Genomic DNA, 20,734 nt, shown 5'->3' with positions numbered 1-20,734 from the left:
GCACCGATGCGGCACGGACCTGTGGAGCTGCGGCTCATCCGGCCCAAGGACGCCCGCGCGCTGCAGCACGAGCTCGTCACCAACCGGCGCTGGCTGCAGCCGTGGGAGGCGACACTGCCCGGGGTCCAGACCGGCATCGACATGCGCGTGAGCATCCGCCGGCTGTTGCAGCAGTACCGCGACGGCACGGGGTACCCGTTCGTCATGGAGTACGACGGCGCGATCGCGGGGCAGCTCAACATCTGGGGCGTGATGAGGGGGTCGCTGTGCTCGGCGACCATCGGCTACTGGGTGAGCGAGCGCTTCGCCGGTCACGGGATCACCCCGGCGGCCGTCGCGATGGCCACCGATCTCGCCTTCACCGACCTGGGCCTGCACCGCATCGAGATCTGCCTGCGCCCGGAGAACCGTCCGAGCCTTCGCGTCGTGCAGAAGCTGGGATTCCGCTACGAGGGCGTGCGGCGGCGGTTCATCCACATCGACGGGGACTGGCGCGACCACCTCGCGTTCTCGCTGGTGCGCGAGGACGTGCCCGGCGGAGTCCTCAGCCGATGGGCGGAGGGCCGCGTCCCCGCGGACTGGGCCGCGGTGCCGCCGAGCGATCTGCCGCACACCGACCTGCCGCTCTGACGCGCGGCGTCGCCGACGGCGCGGCCGGAGCTCAGGACCCGGATCGGGCGGGTCCGGATCCGGCCGCGGGATCGGATCCGGTGCGGGAATCGGATCCCGCGTCCGCATCGGATCCGCTGTCCCCATCGGACACCGGCGCGGGGCGCCGGATGCCGATCCAGGCGACGATCCCGCCGAGCGCGAAGAGCGCGGCGGTGACCCAGGTGGCGCTGTGGAAACCCGCGAGGTTCAGGGTGCCGCCCACGATCGTGGAGAGCATCGCGACCACGAGCAGTCCCGCTACTCGGGCGACCGCGTTGTTGACGGCGGAGGCGATGCCGGAACGGCCCTCCTCGATGGAGCCGAGGATGGCGGACGTGAGCGGGGCGACGGTCAGGGACAGCCCCACGCCGAGCACGATCATCGCCGGAAGCACCTGCCACCAGTAGTCGAAGTGCTCCGAGACCAGCAGGAGCAGCAGCGCGCCGGCGGCCATCATCAACGGACCGGCCGTCATGAACAGACGCGGTCCGAGGCGCCCGGACAGCCGCCCGGCGCGGGAGCTGAGCAGGATCATCAGGATGGTGACGGGCAGGCTGGCGAGCCCCGCCTCCGTGGCCTTGAGGCCCGCGCCCTGTTGCAGGTACACGCCGATCACGAAGCCGTTCAACGACAGCGCCGCGTAGACGAACAGCGTGGACAGGTTGCCCCAGGCGAAGTTGCGCACCTGGAACAGCGACAGCGGCATGAGCGGATGCGGTCGGCGCTGACGCAGCAGGAGCAGCGTCAGCAGCACGGCGCCGCCGATCGCTGTGACGAGGATCGCGGTGGAGCCCCAGCCCTGGTGCGGCTGCTCGATGAGCGCGTACACCCCTCCGCCGAGGCCGACCGCGCAGAGGGCGCCGCTGAGCCAGTCCACGTGCGCCGTGCGCGTGGCGTCGGGGAGGCGCAGACGCGTCAGCAGCACCAGGGTGACCCCGATCGGCAGCACGTTGATGAGGAAGACGAATCGCCAGGACAGCAGGTCCACGAACAGGCCGCCGAGGAGGGGGCCGACAAGCTGGGCGGCGGTCGTGAAGGCGGTCCACACGCCGATCGCTCTGGACTGCACCTCTCCGCGCATCACCGCCGTGATCAGCGCCAGCGAGCTCGGCACGAGCAGGGCGCCCGCTGCGCCCTGCGCCGCCCGCGCGATGATCAGCACGAGAGGCGTGGGCGCGGCGGCGACGGCGACGGAGGCGATGCCGAACGCGATGAGCCCGATCCGCATCACCAGCACCCGCCCGTAGGTGTCGGAGACGGATCCGGCGAGCAGGATGAGCGCGCTCAGGGTGATCAGGTAGGCGTCGACCGCCCACTGCTGGGTCGTGATGCCGCCGCCGAGCTCGCGGCTGATCGCGGGCAGCGCGACCGTGACGACGGTGCCGTCGAGGAACGTGACGAAGGAGGCGAGCACGGCGACGGCGATGACGAGCCGGTGCACAGGGGTGAACGAGGCCACGTGCCGACCCTACTCGCCGGAGCGGACAGCACGGCCGGATCCGGCGGATCCCGCGCGCGCATGCGCGTGTCGGCCGCGTCGCGGGCGGGCGCTCGCATACCGTGGAGGGCATGAACGGGCCGGTGCTGAGCGGGGGCGTGATCGTCCTGGTCGCGGCTCTGCTCTGGCTGCTGTACTTCCTGCCGTCGTGGCGGGGGCAGCACCATTACGACGCCGCGGAGCGCAACGCGCTGCGGCTCAACCGCGCCCTGCGCGTGCTGGCAGAGACCAGCGAAGCCCCTCGCGAGGTGCAGCTGGAGTTGAACGCCCGCACGGCGCTCGCGCAGCAGAGGCTGGCCAAGCGTCTGCAGTCCGAGCGCGAGCAGGCCGAGCTGCAGCGCCTCCGCGAGCAGCTCGCGGCGACGCGCGCCGACCCGGCGTTCCGCCGCGCCAGGGCCCGCCGCCGCACCCGCCTCACCGCCACGGTGCTCCTCGTCCTCGCGCTCGCCGCCGTCGGCCTCGGCGTGTGGCAGCTGGTCGACGGCGGATCCGCGGTTCTGCTGTGGACCGGCGGGGCCATCGCCGTGCTCGCGCTGGGCATGCTGCAGCGGATGGCCGCCGTCGCGCGCCGCGCTGCACGGCGTTCCGCCCGGGCTGCCACAGCGCCCGTCCTCGCCGCGCCGGTGCGCGAGGAGGCCGAGCTGCACGATCAGGGGCCCCGCACGTGGACGCCGCGCAGTCTTCCCGAACCGCTCGTCTCCGTCAACGGGACCAGGGCGCACGCCGCCCGTGCCACGATCGATGCCCAGGCGCTCGCCCGCGAGGCCGTGCGCGCCGCCGAGCTGCAGCGCCGCGCGGAGGAGCTCGCACCGCCGGCGCCGGTCGAGCTGCCGGCTCCCGTCGAGGAGCGCCCGGCGCAGGAGTCGCCGTACGCCCGGATGGGGTACGTCGACGACGCCGAGATCGAGGCGCACGTGCGCCGCCTGCTCGCCCAGCGCGCCGCGGGCTGAGCGTCCCCGACACGCCCGGTGTGTGCGGCGGCGTCCGCCGACTCGGACCCCTCGCGCTCGGCATGATAGGCTGAACGAGTTCACGGGCCCATGGCGCAGTTGGTAGCGCGCCTCGTTCGCATCGAGGAGGTCAGGGGTTCAAATCCCCTTGGGTCCACCGGAACAGGAAGCCCCGAGCATCTGCTCGGGGCTTCCGTCGTCTCACCGTGGGGGCGGAGTAGCGTGACGGTGACGACGACCTGTTCGAGGGGGACGACGAGATGCGGACGCTTCGCTACTCGATCAACGTGACGCTCGACGGCTGCTGCCATCACGAGGCGGGGATCGCGCCGGATGAGGAGTCCATGCGCTTCTGGACGGCGGAGATGGAGCGGGCGGACGCGCTGATCTTCGGGCGCGTGACCTATCAGATGATGGAGTCGGCGTGGCGGCGGCCGCGCACCGGGACGTGGCCCGAGCGGATGGCGCCCTGGGAGCGCCCCTTCGCGGAGCGCATCGACGGAGCCAGGAAGTACGTGGTGTCGCGCACCCTCGACGCGGTCGACTGGAACGCCGAGCTGCTGCGGGAGGACCCGACCGAGGCGGTGCTGCGGCTCAAGCAGGAGCCGGGGGAGGCGCTGTGGGTCGGCGGAGTGTCGCTGCCCCTGGCGCTCGCCGAGCGCGGGCTGATCGATGAGTACCGCTTCCTCGTGCAGCCGGTGCTGGCCGGCCACGGGCCGCGACTGCTCGACGGGCTCCGCGAGCGGATCCGCCTGGAACTCGTCGACCGTCAGGAATTGCGGTCCGGAGCCGTCGCCCTCCAGTACCGACCGGCATGAGGCGGCCCATGGCATCGCTCGTCGCGCCGTGCGGAGGTCTGCGCGCCTGGGAGGATGGATCCTGCGGATGATGTCGTTCTGGGCGCAGCTCGAACGCCCCCGGGTCGCCCATGGCGACGCCGGGTTCCGCACCGTCCTGCTCCGAACGGAGAACGCATGAGTCCCAGCCGCTTCCCCCGGCGCGTCTACGACCGCGGCGAGGAGCCGGACGCCCGCTTCACGCTCGCGAACGAGCGCACGTTCCTCGCATGGATCCGCACATCGCTCGCCCTGCTCGCCGGCGGTGTCGCACTCGAGGCGCTCGGGCTCGGCATGGCCCCCGGATACCGGCACGCGGCGTCGATCCTGCTCATCGTGGCGGGGCTGCTGACGCCGGCGCAGGCGTGGTTCGGCTGGATGCGGACCGAGCGCGCGCTGCGGGAGTCGACCCCGCTCGGTCCGCCGTGGCTGGCGATCCCGCTCGCGCTGGTCGTGGTGGCGACCGCGGTGCTCGTGCTGCTCGGAGTGCTGCTGGCGTGAGCGAGCCCGAGCGGGTCTTCGACCGCGGGCTGCAGCCCGAACGCACCGCCCTCGCATGGCGGCGCACCGCCCTCGCGCTCGCCGGAGGATCCGTGGTGATCATGCGGATCCTGCCCTCTGTGATCGGCGGCGCCGCGCTCGTGCTCGGCCTCGCGGGGCTCGCCCTCGCCCTCGTGGTGCTGGTGGGGTCGCACCGCCGCTACCGCCGCCAGCATCGCGCCCTCACTTCGACGGAGCCGGCCGTGCTGCGCTCCGGGTGGCCGGTCGCGGCGCTCACCGCCGCCACCCTGCTGGTGGGCGTGCTCTGTCTCCTGTTCGTGCTGCTCCGGGGCTGAGCAGCGTCGACGGGCGCCGACCGGACGCCTGTCGTCGAGGACCGGAGGCAGGGCGAGGGCGTACCTTTGCAGGGTGCAGAACCTCGCGACGCGCCCTGATCCGCTGCCCGACCGGCCCGCCCCCGACAACCCCCAGGGCAAGCTCGTGCTGCTGCGGCACGGTGAGACCGAGTGGTCGCGCAGCGGCCGGCACACCGGCCTCACCGACGTCCCGCTCACCCCGCGCGGCGAGGAGCTGGCGCGCCTGGCCGGTGCCCTCGTCACCGGCTACGACTTCCGGCTCGCGCTGTCGTCGCCGCTGCAGCGCGCCCGCCGAACGGCTCAGCTGGCCGGTCTCGACGCGGAGGTCGATCCGCTGCTCGTGGAATGGGACTACGGCGGCTACGAGGGGCGCACCACGAAGGAGATCCGCGCGGAGCTCGGCTACAACTGGAGCGCGTTCACGCACGGCGTGATCCGTGGCGAGACGCCGGGGGAGACCGTCGAGGAGGTCGCTGCGCGCGCCTCCCGGGTGCTCACCCGGGTGCTGCCGGCGATGGTGGACGGCGACGTCGCCCTCATCGCCCACGGGCACTACCTGCGGATCCTCACCGCGGTCTTCCTGCGTCAGGCGCCGCGCTTCGGAGCCGCGATCACGCTCGACGCCGGATCCGTCTCGGTGCTCGGCTTCTCCCGCGAGCAGCCGGCGATCCTGGCGTGGAACCACGGACCGCAGCTGCCGCTGGAGCCGTCCGAGTCCTGAGCGCACCCGGTCCTGCCCGGGCGCCCGGGGCCCACCGCCGGCGCCCGCGACCTAGTCGGCGACGGTCGGGTCGCCGTCCTGCTCGATCAGCGGCGGCGAGGCCGGTGCGGGCATCGCGCCGAGGTGCCCTTCGGCCCGGTAGTCCGGTCGCGGCGGCTGGCGGCGCTGGTGCGCGCCCTCGCCGCCGAGACGTCCGCCGAACGGACGTCCGTGGTCGGCGAACTCGTCGCGCACGAACACGAACCGCCAGTCGCCGGCGGTGAACCGCGCACCGGTGTGCAGGGTCTCGACCGCCCGGCCCTCCTCCTCGGCGGCCTTGGCGATGTTCGCGCTGGTCTGCCCGGGGCCGATCATCTCCAGGTCGTAGTCGTCATCTCCGTCGTGCCGGATGACGGCGTGCACTGCGGCGAGCCCGGCGAGACGGATCTGGCATTCGGCGCCGGATCCGATCCGCGTCTCGTCCTCGGTGATCTCGTGCACCAGACGATCGACCTCGGACGTGATCAGCAGGCGGGGGTGTCCCGCGCCCCAGGCTGCGTGCGTCGTGGTGCCCCGCGGCTGCTCCTGCGTCTTCATGAGCGCACCTCCTTCACGGAGGCCGGGCGGCACGGGTCGCTGCTCCAGGACGGTCAGCTGAGCGTCGCCCTGGTCTCTCGCATACCGCGATGGTAAACCCGCGCGGAGCGTGCGGCGCCGGATCCGGCAAACCCTCAGCCTGCCGGATCCGGGCCATTCGTCAGCCGTGGTGGTCGTGCTGATGGCCCTCGTCGTGCGGGTGCACGTGTCCGGCGCCGTGGTCGTGCCCGCCGTGCCCGTGCGCGTGCTCGTGCTCGTCGTGGCTGTGTCCGTGCCCGCTGTGGCCCGGCTCGCACGCCGCGCCCTTCACCGTGCGCGGGGCGTCGAGCGAGGGGTTGCGGTCGAAGAACCCGAACGGCTTGAGCCAGAACGCGATCGTGTCGGCCGGCATGATCGGCCAGTCCTCGGTGCGGGTGATGTGGTGGATCCCGAAGTTGTACCAGAGCACGACGTCCTCGTTCACGAGGTTCTCGTCGTCCGAGATCCAGGCGGTCATGCCGTTGTGCAGGTCGTCCACGGCCTGGGTCGGGTAGTCGCCGGCCGGCCAGAACTGGTCGTCGTGGTGCCGGGTCACCCACACGGTCTTGCCGATGACCGGGTTGCGCTTCAGGATGGGCGAGGATTCAACGAACATCGCCGGGAACGACGCCGAGGGCACGAGCTTGTACGCCACGGGCGCGCCCCACGCGTTGAGCTTGTTCGGGTTCTGCACCTTCCAGCCGCGCTGGCGCTCCCAGTCGTAGCTGCGCCCGGCTTCGGCCTCTGAGCGGATCACCGTGGCCTGCGTGTGCAGATCGAGTCCGAACGGGTTCGCCTCGGAGATCGGCGCCGGCATCGAGTCCGACTCGATCACGGTGTTGCCGTCGCCGTCGACGTCGAGATCGAGGCGCGCGATGAGGAAGTGCTGGTGGAACGGCGCGTACGTGCGAGTGTCGATCGTGGTGCCGGTGGCCGTGCCGGTCTCGCCCTCGGCCATGGGTGTGGTGACCATGATGCCGGTCGCGCGCACCTCGCACTCGATGTTGCCGTCCTGGTAGAACCGCCAGTACACGAGGTACTCGTAGTTCGCGACGGTGGCGTGCACCGAGACGACGAACCGGCGCTGCCGGCGCACCTCGGTGCCCGCGTCGGGGTCGACGTGCTTCCACAGCACGGCGTTGTCCTCCTCGTGCAGGCAGATCGCGTTCGTGATCGTCCACGGCTGGCCGGCGGTGTCGGGCAGCACGGCGTCGAGGTAGGTGATCTCGCCGAGGCAGTCGCAGCCGAGCTCGAGCGAGGTGCACATGTAGCCGAGGCCCCACTCGCCGATGTCGAATGCCGTGCGACGGTAGTGGTCGAAGCTGGAGTCGCGGTACGGCACGATCATCTCGGCGAACGACAGCCGGTACGCGACCTCGCGGCGGGTGCCCTGGTCCTCGAAGCCGACCTGGTAGATCACCGGCCCCTCGCGGTAGTTGAAGCCGAGTCGGAAGTCCCAGTTCTGCCACTGGATCCGGGATCCCTCGACCGCGAACGAGACGCCCTCGGGCTGCACGATCTCGAGCGGCTTGAGGTCGGTTCGCTGCGGGATCCCGGTCAGTTCGGGCGTGTACTCGCCGAAGACCTCGGGGAAGCCGTAGTCGTGGTGATCCTCGATCTCGAGGACCTCCATCGTGTTCATGTCGACGATGATCTTCAGCCCGCTCACGGGGTGCGCGTAGGGGTTCCCGTCGGGCGTCGCACGCTTCCACAGGTCCACCCAGCCCAGGCGCCGGTCGCGCCACTGCTCCGGGATCACCGCGCCGCCGTACGTCCACACGTCGAACAGCACGAGGTCGACGTCGTCGATGCCGCGGGCGGCGAGCGCCGCGCGCACCTCGGGGTTCTCCTTCATCGCGTGATCGCAGTCGTGGTACTCGTCGATCGTGAAGTTCGGCGTGACGCCCGGCACGTGCGTCCACGATTCGACGACGTCGTCGGTGAGGTTCACGATCGCCTCGTACACCTCGTTGGTCTGCTTGCGCCACAGCACGGAGAGTGAGCGCCGCACGATCGGATCCCCGTCGCGCCACGCCTTGACCTCGGCCTTGGGCGGCTCCTTGAGGATGATCGAGGCGTACCGCCAGCCGGCGTCGACGCCATGCTCCCGGGTCAGCGCGGCGGCGGTGGCGGAGAACTCGGCGCCGGTGAGCGAGTCCAGAGGGTGCGAAGGTGCAGGCTGCGACATGGTTCCCCGTTCGGTCGGCTCCCGGGCGCATCGTCGTGCGCCCGGCGCTGTCGAGTCTGCCATCACGGCACCCGGCGCGCGAGAGGCGGATCCGGGGGTTGATGGCCACGGAGTCGGCCTTTCGGCGGCGCGGCGGCCGGGCCCTTCGACAGGCTCAGGGACCGGCCCATCGGCAGAGCCGGAGAATGGTCAGTCGGTGAGCAGCGCCTCGAACTCGGCCTTCACCTCGGCGCGGTACGCGTCCACGTCCAGGGAGGCCGGCGGCACCTCTCCGGCCAGGAACGCGCTCATGCCCGCGGCGAGCGCGTCGTCGTCCTGCTCCACGATGCGGATCGCGCCGTCCGGGAGCGCGCCGTACACGGATCCGAACGAGGTGGACACGATCGGCAGGCTGCAGATCGCCGCTTCGATGAGGACCATCGGCTGGCCCTCGTACAGGCTCGACAGCACGAAGCAGTCCGACGCGGCCAGCAGCGCGTAGGGGTTCTGCTGGGGGCCGGTGAGGAAGGCGACGTCGGCGAGACCGGCGTCGTCGATCTGCTGCTGCAGGTCGGCGCGCAGCGGCCCGCCGCCCACGATGAGCAGCCGGGTCTCGGGATGCGCGGCGTGCACCTGCTGGAACGAGCGGATCAGGCGCGCATGGTTCTTCTCGGGGCTCAGCCGTCCCACGGTGACGAACCAGCGCAGCGCGTCCTCATCGGCTTCGAGCGCCTCGTACCACGCGGGCCTCGGCGCGATCTCCTCGTCCGCGGCCTCGCACTGGGCGTCCGATTCGGCGAAGAACTCGCTGAGCGGCCGGCGCGCACCGCTCTTTACGTGCTCGACGTCCGGGAAGTTCCGCACCGTGCGGAAGCGGTCTCCGGGGGCGTAGTCCGCGAGCTCCACCCGGTTCAGTTCGGTGAGCTGGTGCGAGACCGAGACGAGCTGGTCGTACTGCGAGTACATCGCGAAGACGGCGCCGAGACCGCGCTTCATGCTCGCCTTGCCGTTCACGGTGCGCTCTCGGTCGGCGGCCATCTCGTTGTGCATCCAGATCGCGCGCACCGGATCCGGTCCGCCCTCGCTCACGGCGGGCGCGTGCAGCAGCAGGGCGGTCCACATCGGGCCGTAGCCGCTGAAGTCGGCCACCCAGTCGAAACGCGCCGCGCCGAACACGCGCATCCACTCCGCGTTCCAGAGGTTCTCGTGCCACGGCTCGCTGCCGGTGGTGCGCGGGGAGCCGCGCCAGTCGTCGATGCGGCGGCGCAGGTGCACGGCCTTGGATCCGTTCATGCCGCCGATGCGGAACACCTGACGCACCTCGGCGGGGATGCGCGCCTGCACCAGCGGATCCGTGCTCCCGCGCCGCTTCGGCAGCAGCGCGGTCACGTCGTAGCGGCTGTGGTCGATGGCGCCGAGCAGGTTCAGCGCGCTCGTGGTGATGCCGTTCGGCTTCATCCCGCCCAGGTACACGAGCAGGCGCTTGCGGCCGTCATGCGCGGTGGGGCGGGCGCGGTATCCGTCCCGGGCGCCGCCGAACACGATGTCGACGACGCGGGCGGTCGCCCCGCCGTCCTCGAAGGGTGTGAACCGCTGCACCCAGGAGGCGTACTGCGGATGCGGCTCAGCACCGTGCAGCAGCGCGGCGAGCGCCCGGCCGGTGGCGGCGGCGTCGGAGTCGACCGGACCCGGCAGGGTGTCCAGCGACATGTACGTGCCCCGGCCGGACGAGTAGAGGTCGGCGTCCGGCGTGAAGAACGCGATCGGACGGCCGGTCGCGAGGTAGTCGAAGAAGATCGAGGAGTAGTCCGTGACGAGTCCGGCCGCCGCACCCAGCAGGACGTTGGTGGGGATGGTGTTCGGGGCGAGCGAGCGCGCCAGCGCCGGTCGCGACGCCGCGCGCGCGTGCACGATCTGGTGCGTCTTCAGCACCACGACGTGGTCGTCGCCGACGCCTGCCTGCAGCTCGGCGAGCTGCGCGGCGAGCTCGTCGATGTTGTCCTCGGGGTCGTCGAAGGAGCTTCCACGCCAGGTCGGCGCGAACAGCACGATCGGCTTGTCGCCGAGGACGACGCCGCTGCCCTCCAGCTCCGCCCGCACGGCCGCCTCGTCGGCGGCGTCGAGCCGCTGCCGGTCGATGCGCGGATATCCCTCCTCGATGAGGGTTCCGGGGTAGACGTTGGTGAGCCGGTAGGCGCCCTCGTACATGGTCTCCGCCATGAACGGGTTCGCCGCCAGCAGGTAGTCCGACATGAGGAAGTTGCGCAGCGTGTTCGCGGACTGCACCGCGCCGGACGGCATGTCGAAGCCCATGAGCTTCAGCGGCGTGCCGTGCCAGGTGTTCAGATACACCTGGCCCTCGCGCTTGCCGAACCAGGTGGGGAAGGTGGCGTTGTTGACGAGCCACCCGCTGACGGCGAGAGCCTGACGGTACGCGGCGGATCCGCGGCGCACGAACGACACCCGGCGGTCGCCCGCGAACTCCCGCCGGAACCGGGCGATCGCGTCGTCGTCGGCCAGCGCCCAGACGTGCGTCAGGTGCGCGTACGCCGGGTCTGCCAGCAGGTGGCGGAAGATCGCCTCGGGGTTGCAGAGCATGCCGTTGCCGGCGAACGACTCGTAGAGCACCTGGTCCGGGCGCACCGGACGGGAGCGCCAGAACGCGATGCGCTCGGCCTCGGCGGCGCGCTTGAGGCGGCGGGCGACGGAACGGACACGGCGCACGGAGGAGGGGAGGGGCACAGTCCCAGGATATTCGTCGACGTCCGAGTGAACGCTCGGAGAACATCCGGGGAAGCGTCGACGACCTGCGAGGCCTCTGACAGCCAGTTCGGAGCGGCGGCCAAGGGCGGCCCGCTACCCTCGGGGCGTGACCTCCTCCGCTGTCGGCACCGCCTCGGAGCGGGCCTTCTCCGCCCGGACCCGGGCGACGGCGGATACGCGGCGTCTGGGCCTGTGGGCCGGGCTGCTCGGCCTTTTCGCCGTCGCCGCGAGCGCGACCGGATCCTGGATCCCCTCGCTCTGGGGCGACGAGGCCGCGAGCCTGATGTCGGCGACACGCCCGCTGCCCTCGCTCTGGCACATGCTGAGCTACGTCGACGCGGTGCACGGGCTGTACTACCTCGGGCTGCACGCGTGGATCGATGTGTTCGGGCCGAGTGCGTTCTCGATCCGGTTCCCTTCGGCGCTCGCGATCGGCGTCTGCACCGCCGCCGTCGTGTGGCTGTGCGGGCGGTTCGAAGGGATCCGGTTCGCGGTCGTCGCGGGCGTCTTCACGGCGCTGGAGCCCCGGCTGATCTTCGCCGGGGAGGAGGCGCGGTCCTACGCGATCGGCGCCGCGCTCGCCGCCGTGCTGATCGTGATCCTTGCGGAGCTCGCCCTCCGGCCCGGGAGAGCGATCGGATGGTGGGTCGGCTACGCCGCGGTGCTCACCGTCGCGATCTGGACCTTCCTCTACTTCGCGCTCATGGTCCCGGCGGTGCTCGTGATCGTGCTGCTGTCCCCGGAGCTGCGCCGGCGATGGCGGGCGTGGGCGGTCAGCACCGGCGTCGCCCTGGTGCTCAGCTCGCCCCTGGCGTGGTTCGGGTTCCTGCAGCGCCGTCAGATCGCGTTCCTCGCGGTGCGGGAGTCGGTCACGGCCGAGGTCGTGCTGAAGAACATGTGGTTCCAGGAGTGGTGGTTCACGGTCATCGCCTGGGCACTCATCCTGGTCGCCGGGGTCGTGCTCGTGCGCGAGGTCGTGCGGATCCGGCGCACCGGCGGGCGGTTCGCGACCGGGATCCGGCTCGAGATCGTGGCACTGAGCTGGATGCTCGTGCCGATGGGGCTGCTGCTCGCCGTCACCCCGTTCATGGCGGTGTACACCGCGCGGTACGGCACGTTCTCGGCACCCGCCGTCGCGATCGCGATGGCGTTCGGGGTGCGCGGCCTGGCCCGGATCCCACGGCGATCCCGCGGCGCGACGTCCTCCGGCGGCGCGCAGTCGTCACGACGGAGCGCCTGGCTCGCCGGGATCGCGATCGCCGTGGTCGTGATCGCCGCCGTGCCGGTCGCCGTGCTGCAGCGCACGCCGTACGCGAAGAACCAGTCCGACTGGAACGACATCTCCGCGTTCATCCGGGCGAACGCCGAGCCCGGCGACGGCATCGTGTTCGACGACGGGGCCCGTCCCTCGCAGCGCACCCGACTGGCGAAGGCGACGGATCCGTCCTCGTTCCGCGATGTGACCGATCTGTTGTTGAAGACGCCGTACCAGCGGTCCTACACCTGGTACGACCAGACCTACGGGATCCCGCGGGCTGCGGGCATGGGACGCTTCGACGGCGTCGACCGGGTGTGGGTGGTCGAGCTGAGCTTCAAGGGCGTCGAGGACACCTGGGGGCTCAGCGATCTGCGCGCCCTCGGCTATCACGAGACCCGTCGCGTCGTCGGTGCCGGCAGCGTGATCCTGCTCTACGAGCGCTGAGCGCTCGGATCCGACTTGCTCGGACGCAGGACGGATGCCGCTTCGCAGGAGATCCTGGCGGGATCCTTCCTGCAGAGCTGCATCCGTCCTGCGTTCCGCGGCGCCGGGATCCGGTGATCAGCGGGCAGAGACGAGGGCGGCGCCGTGCTCGCGGCCGCGGACGACCGTGGTGCGCACCCGCGCCGTGAGGAACGCCTCGGGACCTTCGCGGAACGGATCCTCGTCGAGCACGACGAAATCGGCGGACGCGCCGGGGCGCAGCACCCCGAGCTCGCCGTCCCAGCCGGAGGCGAAGGCGGCGTCGCGGGTGGCCCGGCGCACCGCGTCGGCGATCGCCATCGCGTTTCCCGGCACGTTCGCCGGCAAGGAGGGGTCGAACGCGGACCGCCGGGTCGTGGCGATGAACAGGTTCGGCAGCGGATCGAACGGCGCGGTCGGCGCATCGGTGCCGAGCGCGAGCGTCGCGCCTGCCTCGACGAACTCGCCCCAGGGGTACCCGCGCTCGACACGGTCGTCGCCGAGCACCGCACGCCAGTTGTCCTGGATGGCCGGGTCGCTGTGCGCGGGCTGCAGGGAGGCGATCACGCCGAGCCTGGCCAGGCGCAGCGGCGTCGCGTGGTCCACGGTCTCGAGGTGCTCGATGCGGTGCCGGCGGTCCGCGCGGGGGCCGTTGGCGGCGACCGCGGCCTCGAGCGCGTCCAGCGCGAGCGCGGACGCGGCGTCGCCGATCGCGTGCATCGCGATCTGCAGCCCGGCCGCGTCGGCGCGGGTGACGACGGCGGAGAGGGAGGGGAGGTCCCAGAGCGCCTCCGGCTGGGAGCCGTCCGCGAACGGCGTGCGCATGGCCGCCGTGCAACTGTCGATCACGCCGTCCACGAAGAGCTTGATGCCGGCGACCCGCAGCCCCGGACCGGAGTGCTCCCGGTGCAGCGCGATCGCGCGGTCGACTGCGCCGGCGTCGCCCTCCGCGGTCCCGGTCCGGTACACGGCCCAGTGTGCGGCGACGTGCATCGGAAGCGTCCCGCCGTGGCGCTCCTGGACGGCGAGCATCGCGCGGAGGTCGGGCTCCGACAGCGCCATGTCGACGGCGGCGGTGACACCGGCGTCGAGGTAGGTGCGCAGCGCGGCCTCGAACTGCGCCTCCCGCTCGGCGTCGCTCGTGAGAGCGTCCAGCCGCTCGCGCAGGAACGCGAACACCGCGTTCTCCAGCAGCATCCCGGTGGCGTGTCCGTCGGCGTCGCGCTGGATCGTGCCGCCGAGCGGATCCGGGGTCTCGTCGTCGATGCCCAGCTCGGCGAGGGCCGCGGAGTTGACCCAGGCCGAGTGGTTGTCGTTCGCGTGCAGGTACACCGGCCGGTCGGCGACCACGGCGTCGATCATCTCGCGGTGCGGGGCCCGGCCGCCGAGGCTCGAGAACAGCCAGCTGCGTCCCTGGATGCGCGGGGCGGAGGGATCGGCCGCGGCCGCCGCGGCCACGCGCGCCTGGATCTCGGCGAGGTCGACCGCGTCGTGCAGATCCACCTGCTCGAGCGACTCGCCGAGGCCGATCAGATGCGTGTGCGCATCCACGATGCCGGGGATCACCAGCGCGCCGTCCAGCTCCACGACCGCGTCCACGGCGAAGGCGTCCGCGGCGGCCGTGTCTCCGACGAAGCGGATCCGCCCGTCCTCGACGATGAGCGACTGCGCCCACGGCTGCGTGTCGGAGGTGAAGATCGAGCCGCCGCGGTAGTGGGTCGTCCGGGTGTCGTTCGAGGTCATGTACGGGATCCTTTGCGTGCGATCAGAGGGAGGCCTGCGAGCGGGGCGAACGGCGCACCAGCACGAGGTAGAGGACGAAGGGCACGATCAGGCCGACCGGAACCGAGAGATCGATGCCGCCGATGGCCGCGGCGATCGGTCCGGTGAAGACCAGCGTCGCGCTGCACAGCAGCGAGGCGTCGATCCCGACCAGCACCGCGACCGCACCGGGGACGTGCACGCCTCCGGTGAACCAGAAGCGGCTGCCGCGGCTTTCGTCGTCGAGGGCCGGGCCGTCGTAGCGGTTGCGCCGCCACAGCATGTCGGCGAGGTACACGCCCATCACCGGCGCGAGGATGGTCACCGCGAGCTGCAGCGCGCTGGAGACGCTGTCCAGGAAGTTCCACACGAGCAGGGCGAACAGGGTCATCAGCACGCCCACTGTGCCGTCCAGCAGCACCGTGCGCGAGCGGGGCAGGCGGATCCCCACGGCCTGGAGCGCGAGGCCGGAGCTGTAGGCCGTCATCGCGTTGTTGGCGATCGTGCCGACGATCACCGAGATGAGGAAGATCGGCGCGAACCAGCCCGGCAGGAACTTCTCCAGTCCCGCCTCCGGATCCGACATGTCCACCGCGCCGGCGGCCAGCACGCCGACGAAGGTGGCCAGCACGCCGGGGATGATCATGCCGAGCGTGGTCCACAGGGCGACGTCGCGCACGCGGGTGCTCGCGGGCAGGTAGCGGGCGAAATCGGCGCTGTTCGTGTACGACAGCGGGCCGGAGGCGACGAGGGCGATGCCGGCGGCCATCATCGCCACCAGATCCAGGCCGTGCAGGGGAGCTGCCGGGGTGTAGCTCCACTTCGCACCGCTGACGACGAACACCGCCATCACCGCGAAGATCACGGCGAGCAGGATCGCGAGCGGCTGGTACAGGCGCATGATCATCCCGTGCCCGTACACGCTGATCACCATGGTGGCGGCGGCGATCACGATCGCGCTGATCGCGATGGTCCAGCCGTTCGAGGGGACGCCGAGCCGGCTGAGGAGCCCGACGGCGACCGTCGTGGCGGCGGCCCAGTTGATCGCGAGGTAGCAGACGCTGATCAGCCAGCCGGCGATCGCCACGTTGAACCGGTTGCCCGTGATGCCGTACATCGCGCGGGTGATCACCTCGCTGGGCGCGCCCGCGGCGGGACCGGATCCGGCGACGATCCCCGTGATGATCGAGAAGAGGTTGCCGATCACGATCGCCAGCAGGGCCTGCCACAGGTTCAGTCCGAGCAGAACGAGCGTCGCGCCGATGACCACGGCGAGGAAGTTCACGTTGGGGGCGGCCCACACCGCGAACAGATCGCGGGCGCGGCCGTGCCTTTCGCTGCTCGGGATGTAGTCGATGCCGTGCGTCTCGACGCGCACGGCGCTGTCGGTGGGCACGGGATGGGTGAGGGCCGGGGATGCGTCGGTCCCCAGGGGCGTCGTCTGCGACATGGGTTCTCCAGGGCGGAAGGTCGGGTGCGCGACGTCCTTGTTCGCGCTCGACACGCAACGCTAAAGATCCAAAACGATTTGGACAAGCGGGATCCCGAATTTATCATCCAGGCATGCGAAGACAGCGTTCCACGATCCGCGACGTGGCCCGCCGGGCGGGCGTCTCCGTGACCACCGTGTCGCACACGTTCTCCGGCAACGGCGTCGTGAACCCGGCCACGCAGGCGCGCGTGCGCGCGGCGGCCACCGCACTCGGCTACCACCCCGATGTCGTGGCGAGCGGGCTGCGCCGGAGCCGCCTGGGCGTGATCGGGCTGGTGCTGCGCCCCGCGGTGGGCGCGGAGCCGCAGGAGATCGATGACGTCGACTACTTCCCGCGGTTCGCCGGGGCGGCGGCGCTGACCTCCCTCGCGCAGGGGTACGCGCTCATGCTCGTCGCGGACCCGACCGTGCCGAACGCACCCACCACGGCGTGGGCGTGCGACGGCATCATCGTGACCGACCCGGTCGAGGGCGACCCGCTCATCGCCGCCCTCCGTGCCGGCGGCATGCCGTACACGCTCGTGGGCGCCGACACGGCGGATCCGGAAGATCCGCACGTCGTCGACATCGCCACCGCGCTGATCACCGACCGCGTTCTCGAACACCTCGCCGCAGCGGGTGCGACACGCATCGCCCTCGTGGTCGGCACGGATCCGATCGAGTGGAACACCGCGACCGAGCAGCGCTACCGCGAGCGGATCCCCGCCGCGGAGCAGATCGTGCGGCACCTGCCGGAGCGCGCCGACCCGCCCATGGTGGCGGGCGTGGTCGATGCGCTGCTGGCTCTGCCCGAGCCGCCGGACGGCGTGTACTGCATGACGAGCGACCACGCCCGCGCCCTGGTGGACCGTCTCGTCGAGCGCGGCGTCCGCGTGCCGCAGGACGTGCGGGTCGTGTGCGGCTCCGACGCGGAGCGTCTGCGTGCCGCCCCCACGATCACCGCCGTCGACCTGCAGCCGCAGGCGCTCGGTCGCCAGGCGGCCGCTGCGCTGTTGCAGCAGCTCGAGCCCGAGCTCGCGATCGAGGTGCCCGCGCCCGCCCACGGCACGCTGAACGTGCGCGCCTCGACGGAAGGGTGAGCCGCGCTTAGCCGATCAGATCCGTGACGTCGCCGTCGACCTCGACCGGAGCGGAACCGCGGCGGAACAGCAGTGCCGGGCCTCTACCGGGGGTCACGGCGCTGCCGCCGATCGTGCGCCGTCCGCCCTGCACCCGCAGCCAGGCGCCCTCGCGAAGCGCCAGCACCGGCGTGGTGTTCTCCTCGTGGAACTCCGCCAGGCGCTGAGCGCGGGTCTCACCCGCGTGGGTGGATGCTGGATCGGCATCGAGATAGTGCGCGTTGATCTGGAACGGCACGAGGCCGAGCGCGTCGAAGCCCCCCGGCTCCACGATCGGCATGTCGTTGGTGGTGCGGATGGTCGCCGCCGCGAGATTGGTCCCGGCGCTCGCACCGAGGTACGGCCGTCCGGCGGACGCATGGGCGCGCAGAGGCTCCAACAGCCCGGCCTCACGCACGGTCTTCAGCAGCCGGAAGGTGTTCCCTCCGCCCGCGAAGACGGCCGCAGCCTCGCCAATGGCGGCCACGGGGTCGCCGGATTCGTGCACACCCACGACTTCGACGCCGTGGGCCGCGAACGCCTCGCGGGCCTTGGCCGTGTAGCCGTCCAGGTCGGCGAGCGCATAGGGCACGAAGACGAGCCGCGCCGCACCGCCGAGGGCGTCGAGCACCGCCTCCCAGGCGTGTTCGAGGTAGCCGGATCCGGCGTTGGATGAGTTCGACATCAGGAGCAGGTTCATGAGGTCCTTTCGCGGGCGGGATCGGTGGCCGGCGCGGGGCCGGGTGCGCGGAGGGAGAGGAGCTGACCGATCGCGTGCGCGGTGCGCAGCACGGCGTCCTTGTGTGCCCGGATGTCGCCGAGGCGTTCGCTCTTGTGCTCGCCGATGCTCACGGAGCCGATCGGCCGCCCCGCGACGAACACCGGCGCGGCGACGGCCCGGGTGTCGAGATCGTACTCGCCGTCCGAGTACGCCCAGCCCGCGGCGGCCGCCTCCGACATGGCCTGCTCGATGAGGGTGGCGTCGTTGATCGTGAGGTCGTTGAAACGAGCCAGCGGCAGGGAGTACATCAGGGCCTGGCGCTGCCCGGCGGACAGGAAGGCGAAGTAGGCGCGCGACGTGGCGCCGGCATGCGCGGGATACAGTTCGCCCACCAGGGGATGGTTGCGCATCGGTACCCCGCCGCCCTCTACCGCCGCGACGGCGCGAACGTGTGCGCCGTCGGCGATCGCGAACACGGCGGTGCGCGAGGTCTCCTCCGCGAGCATCGCGAGCACGGGCTCGACGAGCGCTGCCATGCCGCCCTGGCGCTCCCAGGTCGACGCGATCCGCCACAGCGCCGGGCCCAGGCGGTACCGGCGGGTGTGCGGGTCGGCGGACAAGAAGCCGCGTCCCGCAAGAGTCGCGAGCAGGCGCTGCGCGGTCGACTTGTCCAGGTCGAATTCCTCGGCGAGCTCGAGTACGCCCCATTCCGCGCGTCGGCCGGTGAAAGACAGCAGCACCGAGAGGGCGCGGTCGACCGTCTGCAGAGGGGGGCGGGAGCTGGATCCCTTGTCCATCGGCAGGTCCTTTCGACCCGCGATGCGCGCGCGGATCAAATAGTGAGATTGAGTTGCACAAGTATTTCACATCGCTGATAGTGGTCGCTAAGTGCCGCTCGGCGCGATCCACCCCCCATCGAAGTGAGGAGAGCCATGTCCGCCGCCCTGCGTCGTGTGCTCGCGATGATCCCCACGCTGCTCGGTGTCGTCGTCCTCATCTTCCTCATCACCCGCGTCCTGCCGGGCGATCCCGCCCGTTCGCTGGCCGGGGAGAACGCCGACCAGAGCGTCGTGGACAAGCTGCGCGAGCAGATGGGGCTGGACAAGCCTGTCTGGCAGCAGTTCGGCGACTATCTCGTCGGACTCCTGCACGGCGATCTCGGCTACGCATGGCACACCGGCCACCCGGTCGCACAGGACTTCGCCACGCGGTTCCCCGCCACCGTCGAGCTCGCGCTCGCCGCGCTGTTCCTCGGCGTCGTCGTCGGCGTACCGCTGGGCATCCTCAGCGCCATGAAGCGCGGCCGCCTGGTGGACCACCTCACCCGGGTGATCTCGCTGCTCGGTGTCTCGATGCCGCTGTTCTGGCTCGGCCTGCTCGTGATCTCGCTGTTCTTCGGAACGCTGGGCTGGGAGCCCGCACCGATCGGCCGCATCGCGGACGACGTCAACCCGCCCACCCACGTGACCGGGCTCTATCTGATCGACAGCCTGCTCACGGGTGACAGCGTGGCGTTCGCGAGCGCCTTCAGCCACCTGATCTGGCCCGCCGTGGTGCTCTCGGTCGGCGGCGTCGCGATCATCTCCCGCATGACCCGTTCCGCGATGCTCGAGGTGATGGGGCAGGACTACATCCGCACCGCTGAGGCGAAGGGGATGAGTCCCGCGCGCGTCATCGGCGGCCACGCGCTGAAGAACGCGGCGCCGTCGATCGTGACGATCATCGGCCTCGAACTCGGGCAGCTGCTCGGTGGCGCGGTGATCACCGAGACGATCTTCAGCTGGCCCGGCATCGGCGGCTACGTGACGGAGTCGATCAAGGCCAACGACTACGCCCCGGTGCAGGCGATGACTCTGGTCGCGGCGATCGTCTATCTCGTCGTGAACCTGCTCGTCGACCTGTCCCAGGGGATCTTCGACCCGAAGGTGCGCAATGCTTGAGACACGACTCCGCCCGAGCCGGACCGCCACGGGGACGCTCTCGCTCCTGCTGCGCAACCCGTCCGCCGTCGCCGGCATCGCAATCATCCTGTTCTGGACGCTGGGCGGCCTGATCGCCCTGTTCGCCTCGCCGTACGACCCGAACCAGACCGGGGTCGGCCCGCTGCTGTCCCCGCCGAGCGGCGCGCACCTGTTCGGCACCGACAACTTCGGCCGCGACATCTTCGCCCGCGTTCTCGCCGGCGCCCGGGTGTCGCTGTGGACCGGACTCATCGCGGTCGCCGTGTCGCTCGTCATCGGCCTGCCGATCGGCGCGATCGCCGGCTACGTGCGTGGCGCCACCGGGATGATCCTGATGCGGATCATGGACATGCTGCTGGCCTTCCCGTCGCTGCTGCTCGCCATGGCACTCGCCGTGGCGCTCGGGCCCGGACTCGGGTCCGCCATGATCGCCGTGGGCGTAGTCGGCATCCCCGAGTTCGCGCGGATCATGTACGGCCAGACCGTCGCCCTGCGCGAGCGCGAGTTCGTCGAGGCGTCACGGGCGATCGGGCTGGGCGACGGGATCATCCTGTTCCGCCACGTCCTGCCCAACGGCATGGCGCCTATCATGGTGCGCTCCGCGCTCGGCATGGGGTACGCGATCCTCACCGCCGCGGCGCTGAGCTTCATCGGCCTCGGCGCCCAGCCTCCGCTCGCCGAGTGGGGCGTGATGATCTCGGACGGACGCGGCTACATCATCTCCGGGGAATGGTGGATGACGTTCTTCCCCGGTCTCGCGATCGCATCGTCCATCCTCGCCTTCAACCTCCTCGGCGACGGCCTCCGCGACACGCTCGACCCCCGGCTCCGCACCTCCGCTCGATAGCGGGCGCCCGGCGCCCACAAGGCCGTCGGTCCCCGTGGCACCACTCCGCGCGACGACGCGCACCACAGCACAACGAAAGGCAACCCAAGACATGAAGA

General features: G+C 71.3%; 18 protein-coding genes and 1 tRNA gene. 11 read left to right on the top strand and 8 right to left on the bottom strand.

Annotated features, from left to right (window positions below; genetic code table 11):
• The first annotated feature begins 6 nt into the window (after window positions 1-6).
• Window positions 7-630: a GNAT family N-acetyltransferase gene (locus tag ACYQ1L_RS14525; RefSeq protein WP_460005834.1), complete on the top strand. Its 624-nt coding sequence runs from the start codon at window positions 7-9 to the stop codon at window positions 628-630.
• A gap of 31 nt (window positions 631-661) precedes the next feature.
• Here ACYQ1L_RS14525 and ACYQ1L_RS14520 read toward each other — a convergent pair whose 3' ends face one another.
• Entirely contained in the window at window positions 662-2,110 is a 1,449-nt protein-coding gene (locus tag ACYQ1L_RS14520) for an MFS transporter (protein ID WP_460004784.1), read from the bottom strand.
• Window positions 2,111-2,220: 110 nt separating this feature from the next.
• Between ACYQ1L_RS14520 and ACYQ1L_RS14515 the strand changes: the two genes are divergently transcribed.
• The 6 genes from ACYQ1L_RS14515 (at window position 2,221) to ACYQ1L_RS14490 (ending at window position 5,513) form a co-directional block, all read left to right on the top strand.
• Window positions 2,221-3,099, top strand: coding sequence for a hypothetical protein (locus ACYQ1L_RS14515; protein ID WP_460004783.1), 879 nt, complete (start codon window positions 2,221-2,223; stop codon window positions 3,097-3,099).
• Window positions 3,100-3,183: 84 nt separating this feature from the next.
• A tRNA-Ala gene (locus ACYQ1L_RS14510) sits at window positions 3,184-3,256 on the top strand.
• A 103-nt stretch (window positions 3,257-3,359) separates the two neighbouring features.
• Entirely contained in the window at window positions 3,360-3,917 is a 558-nt protein-coding gene (locus ACYQ1L_RS14505; RefSeq protein WP_460004782.1) for a dihydrofolate reductase family protein, read from the top strand.
• A gap of 156 nt (window positions 3,918-4,073) precedes the next feature.
• Complete coding sequence (locus ACYQ1L_RS14500) at window positions 4,074-4,436, top strand: YidH family protein (protein ID WP_460004781.1); 363 nt, start codon at window positions 4,074-4,076, stop codon at window positions 4,434-4,436.
• Window positions 4,433-4,771 (top strand): DUF202 domain-containing protein, encoded by a 339-nt coding sequence (locus ACYQ1L_RS14495; protein WP_460004780.1) that lies wholly within the window; start codon window positions 4,433-4,435, stop codon window positions 4,769-4,771. The genes ACYQ1L_RS14500 and ACYQ1L_RS14495 overlap by 4 nt, the downstream gene beginning before the upstream one ends.
• A gap of 73 nt (window positions 4,772-4,844) precedes the next feature.
• Window positions 4,845-5,513 carry a histidine phosphatase family protein gene (locus ACYQ1L_RS14490; protein WP_460004779.1) on the top strand — a complete coding sequence of 223 codons (669 nt, stop codon included), beginning with the start codon at window positions 4,845-4,847 and terminating at the stop codon, window positions 5,511-5,513.
• A 51-nt stretch (window positions 5,514-5,564) separates the two neighbouring features.
• On the opposite strand, the gene ACYQ1L_RS14485 is transcribed toward ACYQ1L_RS14490, so the two are convergent.
• The 3 genes from ACYQ1L_RS14485 to ACYQ1L_RS14475 form a co-directional block, all read right to left on the bottom strand.
• The gene (locus tag ACYQ1L_RS14485) at window positions 5,565-6,089 is read right to left on the bottom strand and encodes an FHA domain-containing protein (protein ID WP_460004778.1); all 525 of its coding nucleotides are present in this window, start codon (window positions 6,087-6,089) and stop codon (window positions 5,565-5,567) included.
• A gap of 160 nt (window positions 6,090-6,249) precedes the next feature.
• Window positions 6,250-8,295, bottom strand: a complete 2,046-nt coding sequence (locus ACYQ1L_RS14480; protein WP_460004777.1) for a primary-amine oxidase — start codon at window positions 8,293-8,295, stop codon at window positions 6,250-6,252.
• A 189-nt stretch (window positions 8,296-8,484) separates the two neighbouring features.
• Window positions 8,485-11,016: a CDP-glycerol glycerophosphotransferase family protein gene (locus ACYQ1L_RS14475; protein WP_460004776.1), complete on the bottom strand. Its 2,532-nt coding sequence runs from the start codon at window positions 11,014-11,016 to the stop codon at window positions 8,485-8,487.
• Window positions 11,017-11,143: 127 nt separating this feature from the next.
• Here ACYQ1L_RS14475 and ACYQ1L_RS14470 point away from each other — a divergent pair, with 127 nt between their 5' ends.
• Window positions 11,144-12,739: a glycosyltransferase family 39 protein gene (locus ACYQ1L_RS14470; protein ID WP_460004775.1), complete on the top strand. Its 1,596-nt coding sequence runs from the start codon at window positions 11,144-11,146 to the stop codon at window positions 12,737-12,739.
• A 117-nt stretch (window positions 12,740-12,856) separates the two neighbouring features.
• Here the strand turns inward: ACYQ1L_RS14470 and ACYQ1L_RS14465 are convergent, their stop codons facing one another.
• Together ACYQ1L_RS14465 and ACYQ1L_RS14460 are read right to left on the bottom strand one after the other, a co-directional pair.
• Window positions 12,857-14,500 (bottom strand): amidohydrolase, encoded by a 1,644-nt coding sequence (locus ACYQ1L_RS14465; protein ID WP_460004774.1) that lies wholly within the window; start codon window positions 14,498-14,500, stop codon window positions 12,857-12,859.
• Window positions 14,501-14,522: 22 nt separating this feature from the next.
• A complete protein-coding gene (locus ACYQ1L_RS14460; RefSeq protein WP_460004773.1) occupies window positions 14,523-15,968 on the bottom strand; it encodes a purine-cytosine permease family protein in 1,446 nt (481 codons plus the stop codon).
• Between the two features lie 113 nt (window positions 15,969-16,081).
• On the opposite strand from ACYQ1L_RS14460, the gene ACYQ1L_RS14455 reads away from it, so the two are divergent.
• Complete coding sequence (locus ACYQ1L_RS14455; protein WP_460004772.1) at window positions 16,082-17,089, top strand: LacI family DNA-binding transcriptional regulator; 1,008 nt, start codon at window positions 16,082-16,084, stop codon at window positions 17,087-17,089.
• 7 nt (window positions 17,090-17,096) lie between these two features.
• Here ACYQ1L_RS14455 and pepE read toward each other — a convergent pair whose 3' ends face one another.
• Both pepE and ACYQ1L_RS14445 read right to left on the bottom strand, forming a co-directional pair.
• Window positions 17,097-17,792, bottom strand: coding sequence for a dipeptidase PepE (pepE, locus tag ACYQ1L_RS14450; RefSeq protein ID WP_460004771.1), 696 nt, complete (start codon window positions 17,790-17,792; stop codon window positions 17,097-17,099).
• An 11-nt stretch (window positions 17,793-17,803) separates the two neighbouring features.
• Complete coding sequence (locus tag ACYQ1L_RS14445) at window positions 17,804-18,625, bottom strand: IclR family transcriptional regulator (RefSeq protein WP_460004770.1); 822 nt, start codon at window positions 18,623-18,625, stop codon at window positions 17,804-17,806.
• Between the two features lie 135 nt (window positions 18,626-18,760).
• On the opposite strand from ACYQ1L_RS14445, the gene ACYQ1L_RS14440 reads away from it, so the two are divergent.
• A complete protein-coding gene (locus tag ACYQ1L_RS14440; protein ID WP_460004769.1) occupies window positions 18,761-19,768 on the top strand; it encodes an ABC transporter permease in 1,008 nt (335 codons plus the stop codon).
• Complete coding sequence (locus ACYQ1L_RS14435) at window positions 19,761-20,636, top strand: ABC transporter permease (RefSeq protein ID WP_460004768.1); 876 nt, start codon at window positions 19,761-19,763, stop codon at window positions 20,634-20,636. Before ACYQ1L_RS14440 ends, ACYQ1L_RS14435 begins: the two co-directional genes overlap by 8 nt.
• The last annotated feature ends 98 nt before the right edge of the window (window positions 20,637-20,734 follow it).

The sequence above is a fragment of the Microbacterium xylanilyticum genome, from assembly GCF_054654695.1.
Note: the sequence above shows the minus strand (reverse complement) of the source record. Positions and strands in the feature narration are given on the sequence as shown.

Bases quoted from the DNA above. Each gene is read 5' to 3' on its own strand.
- ACYQ1L_RS14525 (WP_460005834.1), top strand. From the start codon at position 7: ATGCGGCACGGACCTGTGGAGCTGCGGCTCATCCGGCCCAAGGACGCC.
- ACYQ1L_RS14515 (WP_460004783.1), top strand. From the start codon at position 2,221: ATGAACGGGCCGGTGCTGAGCGGGGGCGTGATCGTCCTGGTCGCGGCT.
- ACYQ1L_RS14505 (WP_460004782.1), top strand. From the start codon at position 3,360: ATGCGGACGCTTCGCTACTCGATCAACGTGACGCTCGACGGCTGCTGC.
- ACYQ1L_RS14500 (WP_460004781.1), top strand. From the start codon at position 4,074: ATGAGTCCCAGCCGCTTCCCCCGGCGCGTCTACGACCGCGGCGAGGAG.
- ACYQ1L_RS14485 (WP_460004778.1), bottom strand. From the start codon at position 6,089: ATGAAGACGCAGGAGCAGCCGCGGGGCACCACGACGCACGCAGCCTGG.
- ACYQ1L_RS14480 (WP_460004777.1), bottom strand. From the start codon at position 8,295: ATGTCGCAGCCTGCACCTTCGCACCCTCTGGACTCGCTCACCGGCGCC.
- ACYQ1L_RS14465 (WP_460004774.1), bottom strand. From the start codon at position 14,500: ATGACCTCGAACGACACCCGGACGACCCACTACCGCGGCGGCTCGATC.
- ACYQ1L_RS14460 (WP_460004773.1), bottom strand. From the start codon at position 15,968: ATGTCGCAGACGACGCCCCTGGGGACCGACGCATCCCCGGCCCTCACC.
- ACYQ1L_RS14455 (WP_460004772.1), top strand. From the start codon at position 16,082: ATGCGAAGACAGCGTTCCACGATCCGCGACGTGGCCCGCCGGGCGGGC.
- pepE (WP_460004771.1), bottom strand. From the start codon at position 17,792: ATGTCGAACTCATCCAACGCCGGATCCGGCTACCTCGAACACGCCTGG.
- ACYQ1L_RS14445 (WP_460004770.1), bottom strand. From the start codon at position 18,625: ATGGACAAGGGATCCAGCTCCCGCCCCCCTCTGCAGACGGTCGACCGC.
- ACYQ1L_RS14440 (WP_460004769.1), top strand. From the start codon at position 18,761: ATGTCCGCCGCCCTGCGTCGTGTGCTCGCGATGATCCCCACGCTGCTC.
- ACYQ1L_RS14435 (WP_460004768.1), top strand. From the start codon at position 19,761: ATGCTTGAGACACGACTCCGCCCGAGCCGGACCGCCACGGGGACGCTC.